We start from the raw sequence: 20245 nt of genomic DNA on the forward strand, positions 1-20245 counted from the left end.
GCGGGGCCAAGTCGCGCCGCGGCGGGCGCGCGAACAACGCCCGCAAGGGCGGCAAGAATACCCGCACCCATTCCAAGTCCCGCGGCGGGCGCGGCGGCAACAACTCCCGGCGCCAGGCGGCGGCCAGCCACATGACCACCCGGGACGAGACTTCGGCCGGCGGCCTGGTGGTCTCCGGCCTCGCCGAGGCCGTCCACGACGGCGGCGAGGTGGATCTCACCCGCATCTACGTGGCGCTGATCGGCCGGCTCGACCGCCGCGGCCGCCTGCTGTGGTCCATGCCGAAGGGCCACGTGGAGCCCGGGGAGCCGCGGCACACCACCGCCGAGCGCGAAGTCTGGGAGGAAACCGGCGTGCACGGCGAGGTCTTCGCCGATCTCGGCACTATTGATTACTGGTTCGTCTCCGACGGGGTACGCATCCACAAGACGGTGCACCACCACCTGCTGCGCTTCGTCGACGGCATCCTCAACGACGAGGACCCGGAGGTCACCGAGGTGGCCTGGATCCCCGTCTCCGAACTCATCGAGCATTTGGCCTACGCGGACGAGCGCAAGCTGGCCCGCATTGCCCACGACATCCTGCCGGACATGGCCCGTCAGGAGGCAGCCGCCGGGAAGGCCACGCCGCGGTGATGGGACGCCGACTCCGCCGCCTGACCGCCGGTACGACCGCCTGCCTGGCCGTGGCGCTCGGAATCAGCATCGGCGGCCCGGCGGCCACCCCCGACGCGACCGCGCAGGACGCTGACTCCGCCGCCTGGGGCCAAGCGCGCCAGCCGGGCCAGCTGGACCTCGAGCTCATCGAGGCCAGCCCGGTCCAGGTGGGCGACACGCTGACCGTGCGCTTCCGGATCCACAACCCGACCGATCAGGCCGTAGACGACCTGCAGGTCACCACCCGGCGCGGGGATGCGGTGGCCACCACCGCCGAGGCCCGCACGCAGCTGGCCCAAGGCTCCTTCCCGTATTTCGGCGCCAGCGCCAACCCCGGGGCCCTGGGCCCCGGGGAGACCCGGGAGGTCAGCCTGACGATCCCGACCGGGCTGGAGGGCGAAGGCTCTTTGGCCATCACCGAGGCCGGCATCTACCCGTTGCTCTACACGCTGACCGGCACCCGCGACGGGGAACCGGTCAGCCTGTCGGAGGACCGCACGCTGCTGGATCTCGCGCCGCAGCCGGGGGAGGAGTCCCCAAGCGACGCGGCCGAAGACGCAGAAGACACAGAAGAGACAGAGAACTCCGAGCCCCACGACCTGTCTGTTATTTATCCGATTACTGACACGGTGGACATCGTGCCGGGGGATACCGGCGGGCAATCGCTGATTCTGGAGTCCGATCACCTGGCCCAGTCCCTCTCGCCCGGGGGACGGCTGGACCGCCTGGTGGATAGCTACCTGTCCCACGACCTGCAGGGCGCGGCCTGCGCGGCGCTGGACCCGGCGCTGCTCAGCGTGGTCGAGCGCATGGAGGACGGCTACACCGTCCATGACTCCCGGCCCTCGGTGGCGCACCAGGCCAAGCGCCTGCGCGATTCGTGGTTCAACGAGGACGCGGACTATCGCGGCGAGTCCGGGCAGGGCAGTAGGGCCGCCAGCCAGTGGCTGGCCAAGATCAAGCAGCTCGACTGCGTTATGGCCATGCCCTGGGCGGACGCGGATCCTTCGGCCGTGCGCAGCGTGGACAACGCCTGGCTCGATCACGAGGCCTTCGCGCACGGCGCCGAAATTATCGAGCGCCTGGCCGGCCGCCCGCTGGCCAGCAACGCCCTGGTGGGCAGCAAGGGCTACGTGACCGAGGACCTCGGCCGGCCCGCCGTGGTGGCCAACAACAGCATCTGGGCCGGCCAGGCGCTTTCCTTCGACCCCTCCCTGGGTAGCCTGCTGGCCCAGACCGGCACGCGGCCGCAGACCACGGCCTATTCCAACCCGGAGCTGCGCTACGACTACCGGGTGGACTCCGTCCTCGCGCGGGACTTGAGCGCCGCCGCAGCCCTCCGGCTGGGCGCCCAGGAAGACGACACCCTGGCCGTGCTGCCCGCCACCCTGGAGCCGGCCACCGCCGACCAGGTGCTCGCCGCGGGCGAGGCCGTGCTGGTAGATCACACCGCGCGTGCCAAGCCGGTTTCCGCGCTGCCGCTGGAAACCAACGAGGCGGCGGAGCAGGGCCTGCCGGCTGGCAGCCCCTACGTGGACCCGGCTGCTTTCGATGCCACCCAGACCGGGCGCATCAAGCAGCAGGCGAAGTACGCCGACGAGCTGACCAAGATCATGGTCAACGATCCGCATATCGCGCTGACCCGCTACGGCTTTACCCAGCCGCTGCGCCACGATCTGCTCACGGCGCTTTCGGCCACCCGGCGGACCAGCCTGCCGACCACTAAGGAGTCGGAAGAGGCCTCCGTCCGGCGCCTGGACGCCAACTCGAACACGCTGCAGGAGCTGCGCTCCTCGGTCACGCTGCTGCCGCCCGGCAACGTCTACACGCGCGTCTCGGAGTCCTCGCCGCTGCTCATCGTGGCGGAAAACGGCCTGCCGCTGCCGGTGGAGGCCACGCTGGAGTACCAGGGCCCGGATAACGCCCGGCTGAACACGCCGGAGCGGGTTCGGATCCCCGCCACCGGCTCTATTACGGTGAACATGACCGCCGATCTTCCCGAGCAGACCGACCGCATCCGTATGGAGCTGTGGCTGGCCACCCCGGAATCCGACATGATCTCGCAGCCAATAAGTATCGCCGTGCAGACCCGAGCCGGTATCCTCAGTGTCTATGGCATCGGCATCGCCGCTGCACTCGCAGTAGGTTTGGCCCTTCTTTTTAAGGTCGGGCGCAAGAAGAAATCAGAGACGTAAAAGAGCTTAAGTTTTTCTATGACCAACCAGCAGGGCCGCGAGGCTGAATCAGAATCCAGGCACGAAGAACCGAAACCCGCCGGCCTCCGCGGGCGGATCGTTTCGGCGTCGCCGCCGGCTCCCGTGCCCACCCGCCGCGAACCGGTGAACGTGCCGGCCGCGGAGCCGGTGGAGGACAAGTCGGATCTGCGCGGCAAGAACGCCGAGCAGTCCACCAGCGACCGCGACGTCGTGCGCGCGACCGGCACGATGGCCATCGCCACGCTGCTGTCGCGTATCACCGGCTTCCTCCGCCAGATGCTCATCGGCGCCACCCTGGGCGCCGCCGTCGGCACGGCGTTCAGCTCCGCCAACCAGATCCCGAACCTCGTCACCGAGATCGTCCTGGGCGCGGTGCTGACCTCGCTGGTCGTGCCGGTGCTGGTGCGCGCGGAGAAGGAGGACTCCGACCGCGGCGAGGTCTTCATCCGCCGGCTGTTCACGCTGGCCTTTAGCCTGCTCGGCGTGGTCACGCTGCTCTCGGTGCTGTTCGCTCCGCTGCTGACGGAGTTGATGCTGCCCGAAGATTCCAAGGCGAACTCGATCCAGGCGATCTCCTTTGCCTACTTCCTGCTGCCGCAGATCTTCTTCTACGGGCTCTTCGCGCTGTCCCAGGCGGTGCTGAACACGAAGAATATCTTCGGCCCGGGCGCGTGGGCGCCGGTGGTCAACAACATCATCTCTATCTCGGTGCTGTTGATGTACCGCTTCCTGCCGGGCAGCCTGCACCCGGACGCGCCCAGCGCGGTGACCGACCCGCACGTCATCCTGCTGGGCTTGGGCACCACCACGGGCGTGGTGGTCCAGGCGCTGATCCTGCTGCCGTACCTGAAGAAGGCCGGCATCAACATGCGGCCGATGTGGGGCCTGGACGAACGCATCAAGCAGTTCGGCAGCATGGCGGTGGCCATCATCGCCTACGTGGCCATCTCCCAGGCCGGCTACGTGGTCACCTCCCGGGTGGCCGCGCACGCCGACGCCGGCGCGCCGCTGGTCTACCAGAACGCCTGGCTGCTGCTGCAGGTGCCCTACGGCATCATCGGCGTCACGCTGCTGACCGCCATCATGCCCCGGCTGTCGCGCAACGCAGCCGACGGCGACGTCGACGGCGTGGTCCGGGACCTGACGCTGAGCTCCAAGCTGACCTTCATCGCGCTCATCCCGATCGTCATCTTCATGACGGCCTTCGGCACGCCTATCGCGCGCGCTCTTTTCCAGTACGGTTCCTACGGCGCCGACAGCGCCGAGCAGCTCGGCCTAACCATTAGCTTCTCCGCCTTCACGCTGATCCCTTATGCGCTGGTGCTGCTGCACCTGCGCGTCTTCTACGCCCGCGAGGAAGCCTGGACCCCGACGTTTATCATCGCCGGCATTACCTTCACCAAGGTGGTGCTGACCCTGCTGGCGCCGCTGGTGGCCAGCACCCCGGAGCACGTAGTCATCCTGCTGGGTACCGCCAACGGCTTCGGCTTCATCTCCGGCGCGGTCATCGGCGCGTTCCTGCTCAAGCGCAAGCTGGGCTCCCTGGGCGGCAAGGAGCTCAGCCGCACGATCGTGTGGGCCACGATTTCCGGCGTGGTGGGAGTCGCCCTCACGATGGCCGCGAACTGGCTGGTGGGCCTGGTGCTGCCGGATCCCATGCCGTCCATCTTCTACCTGCTGCGCGTTATCGTCTTCGGGCTGCTCTTCGTCGTCATCACCGGCCTAGTGCTGTCCCGCTCCGGCCTGCCCGAGGTCCAGAACCTGGGCCGGGCCCTGCACCGCATCCCGGGCATGGCACGCTTCATCAAGGTCGACAACTCCCAGGCCATCGAGGTCGAGGAGCCGGAGCTGCAGGAGATCCAGTCCGTGTTCACGCAGGACTCCTTCAACTCCTCGCCGGTCCCGCCGCCCATGTCCGCCGGCATTGTCCGCGGCCCCCGGCTGGTCCCGGGCGCGCCGGTCTCCGACGGCCGCTTCCGCCTGCTCAAGGACCACGGCTCCGTGGCCGGCGCCCGCTTCTGGCAGGCGCGCGAGCAGTCCACCGGCCGGACGGTGGCGCTGACCTTCGTGGACACCACCAACCAGGCGCCGTTCGCGCCGGCGAACCCGGGCCAGGCCGCGCGCCGCTCCGCCGCGGTGGCCCGCAACACCCGCAAGCTGGGCGAGCTCGGCCTGACCTCGGTGGCGCCGAACATCGAGGTGCTGTCCTACCGCTCCGGCTGCCTGGTGGTGGCCGACTGGGTCGCCGGCACCGAGCTGAAGACGGTCGCCGCCTCCGACGGGCTGGACCCGCACGCGGTCGCCCACGCGATGGGCTACATGGTCGAGGACACCGCAACCGCCCACGAGGCCGGCGTACTCATGGGCCTGGATCACCGCGACCGCATCCGGATCTCCACCGACGGCGTGGCCGTGCTGGCCTTCCCGGCGGTGCTGAGCGACGCCGCGGAGTCCACCGACCGCGAGAGCCTGAGCTCCGCGCTCGACATGCTGGTCGAGTCGACCTCGCCCACGCCGAAGGTGCTGCGCGATATCGCGGCCGATGCCGGGCTCTCCGGCGAGGAGGTCGCGGGAGAGGTGGAACAGGCCTACCGCGAACTCGACGCCGCGGACGCGGACGACAAGGAAGACAAGCAGGAGGCGCTGGCCACCGCGCAGGGCAAGACCCTGGCCGGCATCGCCCGCCGCCTCTACGACTTCGCCCCGGACGATCCGGAAGGCGACGAGGCCCTACCGGTCAGCCAGCTGCCGGACGATACCCCGGAGGAGACCCCGGAACCGACCGCCGGCTTCGGCGGGCGCGGCTACTCCGGCTCCGGCGTGCTGCTCATCGGCGTGCTGGCCACGATCTTCGTGGTGCTCATGGCGGCCCTGACCACCTGGGTGATGTCGATCCTGGGCAACAACGCCGAGAACGCGCCCATCAATACCGAGGCCGTCAAGCAGGCCGAGCCGACCCTGCTTTCGGGCCCGCCGCTGCTCCTCGACGCCAAATCGGCCGACACCGTGCCGGCGAACAAGGACGCCAAAGAACTCATCGACGGCGACAAGTCCACGCGCTGGTCCACCGAGAAGGCGGAGACCGGCGTGGTCTTAAGCCTTGAGGACCCGGTGCAGCTGCGCGACGTCATCATCGATCAGTCGGGGAGCTCCCAGGCGACGGTGGAAATCTACGCGGTGGATTCGGAGACCTTCGATCCCACGAACCCGCAGTTGGAACAGCTGCCGCAGCTGGCCAACGAGACCCTGCAGGGCTCGCGCACCTCGCTGGACCTGAAGGAGAAGCCGGAGTTCTACGACGGCCTGCTCGTCTGGGTCAGCGAACTTCCGAAGAACAAGAAGGCCACCCTGGCCGATATCCGCGTCGCCGGAGTACCGCAGTAGCTTTTCTTCCGCTGCGGCCCCGGCGGATTCCCGCAGCTAGCGGTTAGTTTAGCCGTTAACTAAAAAATTATCTCCTAGCAGGGGTTGACAGATTTAAACCTTGGTGTATCATCGTTTGTAGACGCATCAACAACAGGTGCGCGGAGAATTTCATAGACTGGCGCTTGCCAAACAAACACCGCCTACTACACCGACTACTTCAAGGAGTAACAATGACCAACCTCGCAGGTAACTTCGTTCTGGACCCGGCCCACACCACCATCGGCTTCGTCGCCCGCCACGCCATGGTGACCAAGGTCCGCGGCAACTTCACCGAGTTCGACTCCAACATCACCATCGCGGACAACATCGCTGACTCCAAGGCCGAGGTCACCATCAAGGCTGGCTCCATCGACTCCGGCAACGCCGACCGCGACAACCACGTCAAGGGCGAGGACTTCTTCAACGTTGAGTCCTTCCCGGAGATCACCTTCACCGCCACCGAGTTCCAGCTGGACGAGTCCGGCAACGGCTCCGTCACCGGCGACCTGACCATCAAGGGCACCACCAAGCCGGTCACCCTGGAGGTCGAGACCGACGGTATCGCCGAGGATCCGTTCGGCAACACCCGCCTGGGCTTCGAGGCCAAGGGCAAGATCAACCGCACCGACTTCGGCGTTGACTTCAACGCCCCGCTCAAGACCGGCGGCGTGCTGGTCTCCGAGGAAATCAAGCTGGAGATCGAGGCCTCCGCCATCAAGCAGTAAGGCGCTCGCCCCCTTCCAACAAGACCCAGACCCCGGGTCGGCTCGCAGACTTTGCGGAGCCGATTCCGGGGTTTCCGGCGTTTTCAGGCACTACTGTGGTGGCTATGACTTCCCAGACTGCCTCCGTGCCCGAACCCGCCACCCTCACCCAGGAGGCGGCGCGCCACCGCAGCGAGAACCTGCGGGTGGACTCCTACGATCTGCACCTGGATCTGAGTGCCGCGGCCACCCAGGCGACCTTCGGCGTGCACGTCGTCGTGGAGTTTTCCACCGCTGACCCGCACGTCTTCCTGGACTACCTGGGCGCCAGCGTGGATAGCGTCACCCTCGACGGCCAGCCGTGCCCGTTTGCCTTCGCCGACGGCTGGTTGACCGTCGACGACGTACCGGTCGGCCAGACCGTGCGCCTCGAGGTCCACGGCCAGAGCCGCTATTCCCGCACGGGGCAGGGCCTGCACCGCATGGTGGACACGGCGGACGACGCCGTCTATATCTACTCCCACCTGGAGCCCTCGGACGCCCGCCGCATCTTCCCGTGCTTCGACCAGCCGGACCTGAAGGCCGCATTCACCGTCCACATCACGGCCCCGGAGGCCTGGCAGATCCTGTCCAACCAGCCGGAGGTCAGCCGCACCGACTGCGACGAGGACTACGTGACCTGCACCTTCGCGCCGACGCCGCCGCTGTCGACGTACCTGACCGCCTTCGCGGCCGGGCCCTACCGCGTGGTGGAAGATAGCTGGACCCCTCAGAGCGACAGCGCCCAGCCGATCCAGCTGCGCGCCTTCGCCCGTGCGTCCATGGCGGACCACCTCGACGCCGAGATCCTCGAGCTGACCCAACAGGGCCTGGGGTTTTTCCACGCGCACTACGGATACCCGTACCCGTGGGGCAAGTACGACTCCATCTTCGTGCCGGAATACAACCTGGGCGCCATGGAAAACCCGGGCCTGGTCACCTTCACGGAGAAGTACCTCTTCCGCTCGCAGGCCACCCGCGCCCAGCACGCCGGGCGCGCGAACACCATCCTCCACGAGATGTCGCACATGTGGTTCGGCGACCTGGTGACCCCGCGCTGGTGGGACGATCTGTGGCTGAAGGAGTCCTTCGCCGAGTTCATGGGCGCGGATTCCTCGGTGGAGGCCACCGCCTACACGGAGGCCTGGGCGAATTTCGCCGGCAGCCGCAAGAACTGGGCCTGCCAGCAGGACCAGCTGCGCACCACGCACCCCATCAAGGCGGAGATCCCGGACGTGGACGCCGCCCGCCAGAACTTCGACGGCATCACCTACGCCAAGGGTGCAGCCGTGTTGAAGCAGCTGGTCCACTACGTCGGCCGCGAGGCCTTCTACGCCGGCGCGCGGGACTACTTCGCCGCCCACGCCTTCGCCGCCGCCACCTTCGACGACTTCCTGGACGCGCTAGCCGGGCACACCGACCGCGACCTGCCGGAGTGGGCGCGGCACTGGCTGCGCACCACCGGCATCGATAGCCTGCGCCCCAAGGTCACCGGCACCACGGCTATCGAGCACCTTTCCGTTTTAAGCGCGGACCCGGAATCCACCCGCCCGCACCGCCTGGACGTGACGCTGCTGGACGAGCACTTGCGCAAGCAGGCCACCTTCGACGTCGACATCGCCGCGGGCGCCGGAGCCACGGAGATCCCGGAGGCCGCCGGGCTGGACCTGCCCGCGCTGGTGGTGGTCAACGACTCGGACCACGCCTACGCCAAGGTGGGCTTCGACGCCCGCTCCCTGGAGACCATCCGCACCCGCCTGTCCGAGATCGACAGCGATCTGACACGGGCGGTGATCTGGACCGGGGTGTGGAACATGACCCGCGACGGCGCCTGGCCGGTCAGCCAGTACGTGGAGACGGTCACCCGGCATGCCGCCGCGGAGACCAACGCGACCCTGCTGGCCACCGCGCTGAACAACGCGCACTACGCGATCAACTGCTTTCTGCCGGAGGCCGAGCAGGACGCGGCCCGCACCGACTTCGCGGACCGGCTCTGGGATCTTGTCCACCGGGCCGCGCCCGGCTCCGACGAGCAGCTCATCCTGGCCCGCAGCACGATTGCCGCCCTAGCCGCCGCGCCCGGCGACGCCCCCGTCGCGCGCCTCAAGGCGCTGCTGGACGGGCAGCTTGCCGGGCTGCGCCTCGATACGGATGTGCGCTGGTCCCTGGTCAAGGCCCTGCGCGCCCGCGACGCCTTCAGCGCCGAGGATTTGGCGGCGGAAGAGGCTAACGATGCCACGCTCACCGGCGCCGCAGCCGCCCTCGGCGCGCGTTATTCCACCCCGGACGCCGCCACCAAGCGCGAGGTCTTCGACCTGGTGACCACCCCGGAGAAGTTCTCCAACGCCCAGGTCGACTCCCTGCTGGCCGCCTTCAACGCCCCGCGCTCGAAGGCCCTGCGCGAGCCCTTCGCCCAGGTCTATTTCGATAAGATCTCGCACCTCTGGGAGGCTCACCCCATCGAGATTGCCAACCGGCTCGTCCGCGGCCTCTACCCGTACCTGCCGGGCAGTGACGCCGCCACCACGGCCTTTATCGAAAGCCACCAGCCCCCGCGCGCGCTGGCCCGCGTGCTGACCGAATGCCAGGACGAGCTGCACCGCCGGCAGGCCGTGAAGGCCTCGCCGGCCCAGCGCTAGGAGCACCTCCCCGAGAAAACTTCGTCTCCCCGGGTGGCGCAGGTCGCAAAAATAAGGTGGAATAGGAGTCACCATCACTTTTTAAAACTCGGGGGTGTTTCAAGCGATGGGCTCGGGGGAGACTCTATCCAGCCATAAAACTGACCACAAAGATCACACAGCAGATCACGCAGACAAGACAAGCAGCGCAAACAGCGCAAACAGCGCAAATAGCACTGCCACTGCGGGGCGCGACAAGACCGATCAGGAACTCGTCGACGCGTATATCGGGGGAGACGGCAAGGCCTTTTCCGCCATCGTGGAGCGCCACCGCTCGCGCCTGACCACCGTGGCGCGGCGGTACACGCATAACGACACGGACGCCCAGGACATCGTGCAGGAGGCGCTGCTGCGCGCCAGCCGGAAGCTGCACACCTACCGGCGGGAGGCCCGGCTGGGCACCTGGCTGCACCGGCTGGTGATGAACTCCGGCTACGACTTCCTCAACCACCGCTCCAACCGGGAGAATTATTCACTGGACGCGGGCGTCGTGGAGGAGGACTACAACCACCTGCTGGCCTGCACCGACGACCGGGACGTGGATCTGCGGCTGACGCTCAGCAACGCCCTGCGCCTGCTGCGCCCGGATCAGCGGGTGGCGCTGTGGCTGATCGACGTCGCCGGCTTCGACGTGGCCGAGGTCGCCCGCCACCAGGGCGTGGCGCCCGGGACCATCAAGTCCCGCCGCGCCCGGGCCAAGGGTGTGCTCAAGGAAGCCATCTCTTTTTCGTCGTGAGAAACCGACGAATGGTTAAGGTTGTGTATCAACTTCCCGCAGGCCCGTGCTGTCGATGCGGGAGTTTTCCCTAGACCGAGTAGAATCTGGGGCGTTAAGCGACTCGATTTGAATCAAGGGGAGTTACACACACATGACCGTTCACAATGTCGCCATCGTTGGATCCGGCCCGGCCGGCTACACCGCGGCGCTGTATGCGGCCCGCGCGGAGTTAAACCCCATCGTCTTCGAAGGTTTCGAATACGGCGGCGAGCTGATGAACACCACCGAGGTAGAAAACTACCCCGGCTTCCAGAAGGGCATCATGGGCCCGGACCTCATGGAGGAAATGCGCGCTCAGGCCACCCGCTTCGGCGCTGACCTGCGCATGGAGGTCGTCGACTCCGTGGAGCTCGACGGCGAGATTAAGAAGCTGCACGTCGGCGACGAGGTCTTCGAGGCCCGCACCGTCATCTTGGCGACCGGCGCCGCCCCGCGTCACCTGGGCGTGCCCGGTGAGCAGGAGCTGACCGGCCGCGGCGTGTCCACCTGCGCGACCTGCGACGGTTTCTTCTTCAAGGGCCACAACATCGCGGTCATCGGCGGCGGCGACTCCGCCATGGAGGAGGCAACCTTCCTGACCAAGTTCGCCGAGACCGTGACCATCGTGCACCGTTCCGAGAACTTCCGCGCCTCCAAGATCATGCTGGAGCGCGCGCAGCAGAACCCGCAGATTAAGTGGGAGCTCAACCAGACCGTCGAGCGCGTTATCGAAGAAGACGGAAAGGTCAGCGGCCTGGAGCTGCGCGACGCGGTGACGGGGGAGACCAAGACCCTCGATGTCACCGCCATGTTCGTGGCCATCGGCCACGACCCGCGCTCGGCCTTCCTCGAGGGCCAGGTCGACCTCAACGAGGCCGGCTACGTCACCGTGACCCACCCGGGCACCCAGACCAACCTGCCGGGCGTCTTCGCCTGCGGCGACTTGGTCGATGACCACTACCAGCAAGCCATCACCGCCGCCGGCTCCGGTTGCCGCGCGGCGATCGATGCGGAACATTTCCTCGCGGAGAATCGTTAAATTATTATGAGCAATGTCAAAGAAGTGACCACTGATAACTTCCGTTCCGAGGTTATCGAGGCCGGTAAGCCGGTCGTCGTCGATTTCTGGGCGGACTGGTGCGGTCCCTGCAAGAAGCTCTCCCCGCTGCTGGACGAGATCGCAGAAGAGCTGGGCGACAAGGTCGGCGTCGTGAAGGTCAACGTCGAGGAGCAGCGCAACCTGGCGGCCATGTTCCAGATCATGTCCCTGCCCTCGGTGCTGATCTTCAAAAACGGCGAGAAGGTCGAGGAATTTGCTGGTCTGCGCAGCAAGGAAGACATTCTGTCCAAGATCAACAACCACCTTTAGCCGTGGTTCAGGGATGCTTGAAGGATGAAGGAATGAATGTGAATCGCGTTTTAAGTGTGGGCGACACCAGCGTGCGCGTCGCTGAGGCACGCGCGAACCTGGCCCGCCTCGGCCAGCTGACGCAGTACTCCGGCGAGGTAAGCGCCTGGAAGAAGCAGAGCTACTCGGAGCAAGACAAGTACTTCGATACTGAGTTGGCGGAAGCGATCAAGGCCTTCCAGCAGTCGCGCGGGATCATCCCCTCCGGTCGCATTGATGACATGACGCTGCGGGAGATGCGCCTGGCGTCCTATTCCCTCGGCACCCGTGTCCTGCAGTTCCAGCAGGGCAGCGAGCTGGTCGGCGACGACGTCTCGCAGCTCCAGTCCCAGCTGGAAGAGCTTGGCTTTTACCACAACCGCGTGGACGGGCACTTCGGCCAGTACACCCACGACGCGCTGGCTGATTACCAGCTCAACAGTGGCCTGCAGGCCGACGGCGTGTGCGGGCCGGTTACCCTCCGGGCACTGAGCCTGCTGGGCCGCCGGATCACCGGCGGCTCGGCGCACAACATCCAGGAGCGCGAGCGCGTGCGCAACGCGGGCCCGAAGCTGAGCGGCAAGCGCGTGGTGATCGATCCGGGCCTCGGCGGCTCCCGCAAGGGCCGGACCGTGACCGGGCGCTACGGCGACATCACCGAGGAAGAGCTCATCTGGGATCTCGCCCAGCGCGTTGAGGGCCGCATGATTGCCGCCGGGATGGAGACCATCCTCTCCCGCCCGCGCATGCACGATCCGTCGATCAAGGAACGCTCCGAGATGGCCAACGCCTTCGACGCGGACCTGGTTATTTCCCTGGCCTGTGACTCCTACGCCAACGAGAAGGCCAACGGCGTGGCGACGTTCTACTTCGGCTCCGAGTCCGGCAACTCCTCGCTCATCGGGGAGACCCTTTCCGGGTTCATCCAGCGCGAAATCGTAGCCCGCACGAACCTGAACAACTGCCGCAACCACGGCCGCACCTGGGAGCTGCTGCGCTTTACCCAGATGCCCGTCGTGCAGGTGGTACTGGGCTACCTGACCAACCCGCACGACACGGAGATCCTCACCGATCCCGCCAAGCGCGACGACATCGCCGAGGCCATCGTCGTGGCCGTCAAGCGCCTCTACCTCATGGACGAGGACAACCTGGCCACCGGCACGTACAAATTCGCCGAGCTGCTCGAGGCCGAGCAGTCCTAGGACTTAAAAAAGCCACGGTAAACACTAAAGCCAGCGTCGAGATTCTCGACGCTGGCTTTTGTTGTGCCCGGCAAGCCGCGGCTAGTTCTTCTCGCCCTCGATGAGGGACATGATGCGCTCGAAGTCTTCCTGGTCGCCGAATTCCACGACCATCTTGCCCTTGCGCTTGCCCATGGTCACCGTGACCTTGGTGTCGAAGCGATCGGACAGCCGCTCGGCGGAGTCGGTGAAGTACTGCGGCTGCACCGGCGCCTGGCGCTTGGCCGGCTGGTCGGCCTTGCCCTGGCGCTTGTAGAGCGTCACGGCCTCCTCAGTGGCGCGCACGGACAGGCCCTCGGCCACGATCCGGTTGGCGATTTCTTCCATCGCCTCGGCCGAATCCAGGCCCAGCAGGGCGCGCGCGTGGCCGGAGCTGAGCACCCCGGCGGCCACCCGCTTTTGCACGGCCACCGGCAGGCGCAGAAGGCGCAGCATGTTGGTCACCTGCGGGCGGGAGCGGCCCAGGCGGTCGGCCAGCTCGTTCTGCGTGACCCCGAATTCCTCCAGCAGCTGCTGGTAGGCGTTGGCCTCTTCCAGCGGGTTGAGCTGCACGCGGTGGAGGTTTTCCAGCAGGGCGTCGCGCAGCATGCTGTCGTCGGTGGTGTCCCGCACGATGGCTGGCACCGTGGCCAGGCCCGCCTTGGCGGAAGCGCGCCAGCGGCGCTCACCCATGATGAGCTCGAAGCCGCCCTCCTCCGAAGGCCGCACCACGATGGGCTGCAGGAGGCCGAATTCCTTGATCGAGTGAACCAGCTCCTTGAGCTCGTCCTCGTCGAAGACGGTACGCGGCTGCTTCGGGTTGGGCAGGATGTCGCCCACGGGCACCTCGCGGTAGGTGGCCCCGATAGCGGCCGGCTTCGGCTGCTTCTTCTTGCCAGTGTTCCCGGACTGGATGGTGGGAGCGCCCTTCACGCGCTTGCCCTCGGAACCGCCCTCAGCGGAACCTTCAGCGGGCGTGCGCGAGGTGGCGTTGCCCAGGATGACATCCGCCGCGGAATCCCCCAGGCGCGGCTTGCGGGTCGGCGCGTCCGGCCCAGACGGGATGAGCGCCGCCAGACCGCGGCCGAGGCCGCCGTGCTGCGCCTTCGGCGCCTTGCCCGCCTTGGGTGCTCCTGCTTTCTTGTCCGCCATGGTTTTAGCCTTCCTCCAATTCCGCGAAAATTTCCGGGCTTACCCCAATGGCGCCCGTGGTGGGGTGGGGGCGGTAGTCGCCCCGCTCGTCGAGTTCCCGGGCGGCCGCCACGTAGGCGCGCGCACCGGTCGAGGACGGATCATAGTCCACGACGGTCTTGCCGTAGCCCGGCGCTTCCGAGACCCGGATGGAGCGCGGGATGACGTTGCCCAAAACGACGGCGCCGAACTGATCGCGGACCTCGTCAGCGACCTGCTCGGCCAGCTTCGTGCGGGCGTCGAACATGGTCAACAGCACGCCAGAGATGTGCAGATCCTCGTTCAGGTGCTCCCGGATCATTGAGATATTGCCCAGCAGCTGGCCCACGCCCTCCAGGGCGTAGTACTCGCACTGAATGGGGATGATGACTTCTTCCGCACACGTCATCGCATTGATGGTGAGCAGGCCCAGCGAGGGCGGGCAGTCGATGAAGACGTAGTCGAATTCGTGCTCGTCCAAAAAGCCCTTGTGCAGAGCGTCGTACAGGCGGAACTCGCGCCGCACCAGAGAGACCATCTCGATCTCCGCCCCGGCCAGGTCGATGGTGGCGGGGATGCAGTAAAGGTTGTCCACGTCCGGGCACTTCTGCATGGCCTGTTCCGCGCGGCAATCACCCAGCAACATCTCGTAGCTGGAGTCCGTGCCGGAATTGTGAGCCGCCCCGACAGCGGTAGAGGCGTTGCCCTGCGGGTCCAAGTCGACCACCAACACCTTGTGCCCGGAGTCCGCCAGTGCGGCGGCGAGGTTCACGGCGCTGGTGGTCTTGCCGACACCGCCTTTTTGGTTGGCGATGGTGATAAGCCGGGGAGTAGTCATGCCCACTACTCTAGTTCACGCGCGGGACCCGGATGACGGTGGTTCCCCGCACCGTAGTGACCTCGGCTTTGCCGCCGCCGGCCCGCTTAATATCCGCGGCATCCCGCTCAAGCTCGTCGCGTACCGACTCGCCCTTTAAGGCGATCATCTCGCCGCCCTTGCGCACCAGCGGCAGGGACCACTTGGCCAGCTTGCCCAGCGGCGCCACCGCGCGGGAGGTCACCACGTCGCAGCCGCTAACGGCCTTCTTAATGGGGCCTTCCTCGGCGCGACCGCGCCAGACGGTGACGTTGTCTAAGCCCAGCAGGTCCACCACCTCGTTGAGGTAGTTGTAGCGCTTGAGGAGGGGCTCGACCAGATCCAGGTGCAGGTCCGGGCGGGCGATGGCCAGCGGGATGCCCGGCAGGCCAGCGCCGGAGCCGACGTCGACGACGCGGGCATCGGCGGCAATGAGCTCCTCGACCACGGCGCAGTTGAGCAGGTGGCGGTCCCAGAGGCGCGGGACCTCGCGGGGGCCGATAAAACCACGAGTGGACCCGTCCGTAGCGAGCGAGTCGTGGTAGGCCTGCGCCAGCGGCAGGCGGGAACCGAATACTACAGACGGGTCCAGTTGGGACACTCTATTCTCCGTTTTCTTGTGGTGTACTCCTGGGAAACTAGCCGAAGAGCTAGCCCTGGCGGCGCTGCTTCTTGCTGCGGTTGTCCTTCTTGCGAGCGCCGGGCTTGGGGGCCGTGGTGCGCTTGAGCTCGCGCTTGGCCTCTTCCTCGGCTTCTTCCTCAGCGTCCATCTTGGCGTAGATGGTGCGGGTCTGGACGAAGGTCCAGACGGTGTTGGCCAGCATGTAGAACAGCAGACCAATAGGCCAGATGAAGCCGGAGAAGACCAGCATGCCCGGCATAACCCAGAGCATCATCTTGTTCATCACGGCCATCTGCTGCTGCATCATCTCCGCGTTATCGCCCTGCGGCGCGTTGACCTTGCCGGACTGGCGACGCTTCTCCTGGCGGTTCAAGCTCATGCGCGCGTTGAAGTGGGTCAGGGTAGCAATGATGGCAATCAGCGGCACGATGATGACGGCCGCCTGCGCGACGGTGACGTCCTCGAGGACCGGGGAGTTCACGCGCAGGTTGGCTACCAGCGGAACGCCAAAGATCTTCGCGTCCAGGAACTGCTGGACCAGCTCGGGGCTGAAGATGTAGTTCGCGGTCTGGCGGTTTTGCTCCACCGTCATCGGCTCGCCGGCGGTGTGGCCCAGGCCGCCCGCCACGGAGACGGTGCGGTCGAAGGAGCGCAGAACGTGGAACAGGCCGATGAACATCGGGATCTGGGCCAACATCGGCAGGCAGCCGGCCACCGGCTTGACGCCCGACTCCTTGTAGACCCTCTGCATCTCTTCGGCAGCCTTGGTCTTGTCGTTGGCGTATTTGCTGCGGATCTCCTGCATCTTCGGCTGGATCTCCTGCATGCGGCGCGAGGACCTGATCTGCGTGATGGTCGGCTTGACCATGATCGCCTTCAAGGTCCACGTCAGCAGAACAATCGCCAGGATCCAGGTGATACCGGCCGCCGGGTCGAGCACGAAGCTCAGCAGCCAGTGCCAGAACCACAGGACGGCCGAAATCGGCCAGTAGATGATATTAAGCACTGAAACGAATTCCTAAGTTTTCTTCTTTACTGGATCAAACCCGCCGGGATGCCACGGGCCGCACTTGGCCAAGCGTGCCAGTGCCATCCCGGTGCCGCGCACGGCCCCATGCACCGAAATAGCTTCCAGTGCATAAGCGCTGCAGGTCGGTTCGAAACGACAGGTCGAAACCAGTTTAAGGCCTGATAAATTTTTTTGGTAGAAGCGCACCATAGCCACCAGCGGAACCGCAGCGCCACGAGCAGCCGGGATTTCCTCCCCGGAGCTGTTTAGGTACGGCATGCGCGGGCCAAGGCCTTCCGCAGGTCGGCGTCCAGCTGGGCACTCGGGGCGCTGCCGCTGGCGGGCAGGGCGCGAATCACCACGTCGTAGTGCCCGGGCAGTTCGTCCAGCAGCCCGAGGCACACATGGCGAAGCCGCCGGGAGGTGCGGTGGCGAACCACGGCGTTCCCGACGGCTTTCGAGACCACCAGCCCGAACCGCGGACCTGTGACCGCGATCTCGTCACGCTGGTGAGAAGTGTCTAAGACATACACCACGAGGGTGCGTGACCCAGCCCGGCGCCCGCCCTTGATGGTCCGACGAAATTGCGTCGGCGAGGTGAGCTTATGGGGTTTAGGGAGCACTGTTGTCTTAAGCGGTCAGCTTAGCGCGACCCTTCTTGCGACGTGCGGCCACGATGGCGCGACCTGCACGGGTGTTCATACGAGTACGGAAGCCGTGCTTGCGTGCACGACGACGGTTGTTCGGCTGGAACGTCCGCTTTCCCTTTGCCACGGTAAAACTCCTTGAAATTTGGGTGTGGAGGCGGAGAGTATAAACCCTCGCCTCCACGACGATTAGATTCCGTAAAGCGCAACCAAAGCGCGCGATCCCCGCGCGAGTTATGCATTTACGCGCAACCATAAAGTTGCGATAGACCCTGACAGATTACGTGACGAACCCACCTCGAAACAAATCGACACACAGGGGTACCCGAAATTACAAAGATGTTGTTTCGCCCAGCTAAGGCCATAGATTTGCCAGTCTTACTGGGATTGTGCCATCACCGTGACACCCACGCCGGGAAGCGACACGCGAAGGGGCAAAATCGCCCGCTAGACAGCGCCACGATCGAAGGGGTATCAATGAAGAATCGATATTCCACAGAAAGCACTCGGGTGTGGATAACCCTTAATCGATAGTTGAGACTTACGGAGTTTTCCGAGGTCACAAGCGGTAAACACCCGAGTGCAGTTTATCCACACCCTATCGTATAGGCTGTGGATAAACTGATCTTTCACACCTGTGAAAACTTCTGTGGAAACCGAGGTTAACCACAAAATCCCGTTGTGATTAACCCCGTGGAAAACTGTAATTTCGGCAATCTGCGCGTCCTCCGGCGCGCTTTTGGCTGCGATATGTCCCTATCCGTCAACGAGAATAAAAGGCAACGGTGTGTCTGATCCGCAAGCGAACATAAACGCCACCTGGCGAACTGTGGTCGATGATCTCCTGGCTCAATCTGAGCAGCCAGACTCCGACGTACCAACCTTTACCCACTCCCAGCGCCTGTACCTGCAGATCGCCCAGCCCATCATGGTCATGAACGGCTACGCGCTGATCGCCGCGCCCGATGAAACCGGCAAGCGCACCCTCGAGCAGGAACTGGGACACTACATCACCAAGTCCCTCAACCGGCACCTGGCCAGCCCGTGCGCCTTGGCCGTGACGGTCGCCGCGCCCGAGGCACCTGCCGCGCCGCAGCCCACGCCCGAGCCCGAACCGGAGCCCGAACCGGGCCTGCACCAGGTCGACGTGACCAAGATGCCGGACTTCCCGCACCAGATCACGGATCCGGCCGCCGCCCAGACCGCTACGCAGCCGGCGCCGGAGCAGCGCGAATTCAGCGAGCAGCCGCACCGCCGCGAGCCATGGTCCCAGACCCACGCACCGGCCAGCCTCGACGAGCTGGCGGATCACTACCAGCAGCAACAGCCGGAGGCCCCCGCCCCGGTGGAGCAGCCGCAGCAGACGCCGCACTACGGCAACCGGATGCCGCGCGAGGAGCCGGCGCACGACCCGAACCGCGATCAGTCGCTGAACCCGAAGCACACCTTCGACAGCTTCGTCATTGGCTCGTCCAACCGCTTCGCCAACGGCGCGGCCGTGGCAGTAGCCGAAAACCCGGCCCGCGCCTACAACCCCCTGTTTATCTGGGGCGGCTCCGGCCTGGGCAAGACGCACTTGCTCCACGCCGCCGGCAACTACGCGCAGTACCTGCACAAGGGCCTGCGGGTGAAGTACGTTTCCTCCGAAGAATTCACCAACGACTACATCAACTCCCTGCGCGACGACCGCCAGGAGTCCTTCAAGCGGCGCTACCGCAACCTGGACATCCTCATGGTCGACGACATCCAGTTCCTGGAGGGAAAGGAGTCGACGCAGGAGGAGTTTTTCCACACCTTCAACGCCTTGCACCAGGCCAACAAGCAGATCATCTTGTCGTCTGATCGCCCGCCCAAGCAGCTGACCACCCTGGAGGACCGCCTGCGCACCCGCTTTGAGGGCGGGCTCATCACGGATATTCAGCCGCCGGACCTGGAAACGCGCATTGCCATCCTGATGAAGAAGGCGGCCGCCGACGGCACCACCGTCGACCGCGCGGTCCTGGAGCTCATCGCCTCCCGCTTCGAGTCCTCGATCCGCGAGCTGGAGGGCGCGCTCATCCGCGTCTCGGCCTATTCTTCGCTGGTCAACGAACCCATCAACGTCGAGATGGCCGAGATCGCCCTGCGGGACCTGGCCCCGGATGCCGCCGATGCCCAGATCACCCCGGCCACCATCATGGACGTGACCGCGGAGTACTTCGACATCGAGGTCTCCACGCTGACCGGCGCCGGCAAGAAGCGCACCGTCGCCCACGCGCGCCAGCTGGCCATGTACCTGTGCCGCGAGCTCACCGAGCTTTCCCTGCCCAAGATCGGCGATCACTTCGGCGGTAAGGACCACACCACCGTCATGTACGCCGATCGCAAGATCCGCAAGGAAATGACGGAAAAGCGCGCCACCTACGACGAGATTCAAACCCTGACCCAACGGATCAAGGCCCGCGGACGCAGCTAACCGCGACAAAGAACACAAAAACCAAGGCCCGCCATCTCCCCGAGGGACGGCGGGCCTTTCTGCATCCCTACTCCTCCGGCCTAGTCCTCCCGATAACTCGGAAACTCGGTAACTCGGACACAGAGTCCACGATTCTTGGAATTACACATCTAACGGCCCGACACGAGCCCTCCCGGCTCCGCCCCATACTGGGCATCGAACCAGCTCGCAACGGGGAAAGAAGTTTATCCACAACGGTTATCCACACCTGTGTAATTACAGACTTGTAATTCATAGATCCGCCTCACAAAAATGAATTACACAGGGCAAACGCCTCCCGGCCCGATCTGTGAGGGAATTTGTGTAATTCCGGTGATCAAACCGCGCGCCCCTGTGATCAAATGACAAGAATCCGAGTTTGATCACAGAACGGTCAATTTGATCA

General features: G+C 65.5%; 17 protein-coding genes. 10 read left to right on the forward strand and 7 right to left on the reverse strand.

Annotation, left to right across the window (positions count from 1 at the left end):
* The 9 genes from ACEE23_RS04025 to ACEE23_RS04065 form a co-directional block, all read left to right on the forward strand.
* Window positions 1–635, forward strand: a 635-nt coding sequence (locus ACEE23_RS04025; RefSeq protein ID WP_448873536.1) for an NUDIX hydrolase, incomplete at its 5' end; no start/stop codon positions are given.
* Entirely contained in the window at window positions 635–2851 is a 2217-nt protein-coding gene (locus tag ACEE23_RS04030) for a hypothetical protein (protein WP_368520657.1), read from the forward strand. The genes ACEE23_RS04025 and ACEE23_RS04030, both read left to right, overlap by 1 nt.
* An 18-nt stretch (window positions 2852–2869) precedes the next feature.
* Window positions 2870–6256 (forward strand): murein biosynthesis integral membrane protein MurJ, encoded by a 3387-nt coding sequence (murJ, locus tag ACEE23_RS04035; protein WP_368520656.1) that lies wholly within the window; start codon window positions 2870–2872, stop codon window positions 6254–6256.
* Window positions 6257–6468: 212 nt separating this feature from the next.
* Window positions 6469–7002 (forward strand): YceI family protein, encoded by a 534-nt coding sequence (locus tag ACEE23_RS04040; RefSeq protein ID WP_368520655.1) that lies wholly within the window; start codon window positions 6469–6471, stop codon window positions 7000–7002.
* A 104-nt stretch (window positions 7003–7106) separates the two neighbouring features.
* The gene (pepN, locus tag ACEE23_RS04045; RefSeq protein WP_368520654.1) at window positions 7107–9659 is read left to right on the forward strand and encodes an aminopeptidase N; all 2553 of its coding nucleotides are present in this window, start codon (window positions 7107–7109) and stop codon (window positions 9657–9659) included.
* A gap of 265 nt (window positions 9660–9924) precedes the next feature.
* Window positions 9925–10434: an RNA polymerase sigma factor gene (locus tag ACEE23_RS04050; protein ID WP_368521646.1), complete on the forward strand. Its 510-nt coding sequence runs from the start codon at window positions 9925–9927 to the stop codon at window positions 10432–10434.
* 133 nt (window positions 10435–10567) lie between these two features.
* A complete protein-coding gene (gene trxB / locus ACEE23_RS04055; RefSeq protein ID WP_368520653.1) occupies window positions 10568–11494 on the forward strand; it encodes a thioredoxin-disulfide reductase in 927 nt (308 codons plus the stop codon).
* Window positions 11495–11500: 6 nt separating this feature from the next.
* Window positions 11501–11824 (forward strand): thioredoxin, encoded by a 324-nt coding sequence (trxA, locus tag ACEE23_RS04060; RefSeq protein WP_070767829.1) that lies wholly within the window; start codon window positions 11501–11503, stop codon window positions 11822–11824.
* Between the two features lie 38 nt (window positions 11825–11862).
* Window positions 11863–13044 carry an N-acetylmuramoyl-L-alanine amidase gene (locus ACEE23_RS04065; RefSeq protein WP_368520729.1) on the forward strand — a complete coding sequence of 394 codons (1182 nt, stop codon included), beginning with the start codon at window positions 11863–11865 and terminating at the stop codon, window positions 13042–13044.
* Between the two features lie 81 nt (window positions 13045–13125).
* On the opposite strand, the gene ACEE23_RS04070 is transcribed toward ACEE23_RS04065, so the two are convergent.
* The 7 genes from ACEE23_RS04070 to rpmH are packed head-to-tail and all read right to left on the reverse strand — an operon-like array spanning window position 13126 to window position 17493.
* The gene (locus ACEE23_RS04070; RefSeq protein ID WP_368521633.1) at window positions 13126–14214 is read right to left on the reverse strand and encodes a ParB/RepB/Spo0J family partition protein; all 1089 of its coding nucleotides are present in this window, start codon (window positions 14212–14214) and stop codon (window positions 13126–13128) included.
* Between the two features lie 4 nt (window positions 14215–14218).
* Complete coding sequence (locus tag ACEE23_RS04075; protein WP_448871354.1) at window positions 14219–15070, reverse strand: ParA family protein; 852 nt, start codon at window positions 15068–15070, stop codon at window positions 14219–14221.
* A gap of 10 nt (window positions 15071–15080) precedes the next feature.
* Complete coding sequence (gene rsmG / locus ACEE23_RS04080) at window positions 15081–15689, reverse strand: 16S rRNA (guanine(527)-N(7))-methyltransferase RsmG (RefSeq protein WP_368520650.1); 609 nt, start codon at window positions 15687–15689, stop codon at window positions 15081–15083.
* Window positions 15690–15738: 49 nt separating this feature from the next.
* Complete coding sequence (yidC, locus tag ACEE23_RS04085; protein WP_368520649.1) at window positions 15739–16716, reverse strand: membrane protein insertase YidC; 978 nt, start codon at window positions 16714–16716, stop codon at window positions 15739–15741.
* A 12-nt stretch (window positions 16717–16728) separates the two neighbouring features.
* Window positions 16729–16998 (reverse strand): membrane protein insertion efficiency factor YidD, encoded by a 270-nt coding sequence (gene yidD, locus ACEE23_RS04090; RefSeq protein ID WP_368521634.1) that lies wholly within the window; start codon window positions 16996–16998, stop codon window positions 16729–16731.
* On the reverse strand, window positions 16986–17342 hold the full coding sequence (gene rnpA, locus ACEE23_RS04095; protein WP_368520647.1) for a ribonuclease P protein component: 357 nt from the start codon (window positions 17340–17342) through the stop codon (window positions 16986–16988). Before rnpA ends, yidD begins: the two co-directional genes overlap by 13 nt.
* Window positions 17343–17349: 7 nt before the next feature.
* Entirely contained in the window at window positions 17350–17493 is a 144-nt protein-coding gene (rpmH, locus tag ACEE23_RS04100) for a 50S ribosomal protein L34 (RefSeq protein WP_035106118.1), read from the reverse strand.
* A gap of 660 nt (window positions 17494–18153) precedes the next feature.
* On the opposite strand from rpmH, the gene dnaA reads away from it, so the two are divergent.
* Window positions 18154–19821 (forward strand): chromosomal replication initiator protein DnaA, encoded by a 1668-nt coding sequence (gene dnaA / locus ACEE23_RS04105; protein ID WP_448871351.1) that lies wholly within the window; start codon window positions 18154–18156, stop codon window positions 19819–19821.
* Window positions 19822–20245: the final 424 nt, after the last annotated feature.

Source organism: Corynebacterium sp. 32222D000AT (assembly GCF_053546955.1).